At 43.8% G+C, this 416-nt stretch carries 1 protein-coding gene; it reads right to left on the reverse strand.

What is annotated here, in order from left to right:
* Nucleotides 1-117: 117 nt before the first annotated feature.
* Nucleotides 118-416: hypothetical protein (locus tag Y887_RS20540; RefSeq protein WP_211257019.1), on the reverse strand; the 299-nt coding region annotated here is incomplete at its 5' end.

Raw genomic sequence — 416 nt, forward strand, 5'->3', positions numbered from 1 at the left:
CCGCCCATATGGTTCCGTTAGAATCGCCCGCACCGAATCTTGCACGAGTGTCTATTTCCTATTCTTCGCCTTCAAAGTTGATGCGCTGCGTTTTGTTAGTCATTCAAAATTCCCCGTTTATTCAATGCACTGTAATACTTCTTCGACGCCCCCTTCAACTTGCACATCGCTTTGACGCATCTCATCGATGAAGTCAGCTTCACAACGTATCGGGTTGTGCATCGTTGATATTTCAAACACCTCAACGTGACTGACCAGCGGCAGAAGGTGCTTCCTTACTAATTTAATTAAAACTTCGTGCGAGTCCTTGTCTTTTATTTCTGATTCAATATTATTTTCTTCACAGAAAAGTGACACTATGTCACCATCCATGAATCCGAACTTAGATGCAAGCGATTGCGCGTGCAAGTGAAGAG

It is taken from the genome of Xanthomonas pisi DSM 18956, assembly GCF_001010415.1.
GTDB lineage: Bacteria > Pseudomonadota > Gammaproteobacteria > Xanthomonadales > Xanthomonadaceae > Xanthomonas > Xanthomonas pisi.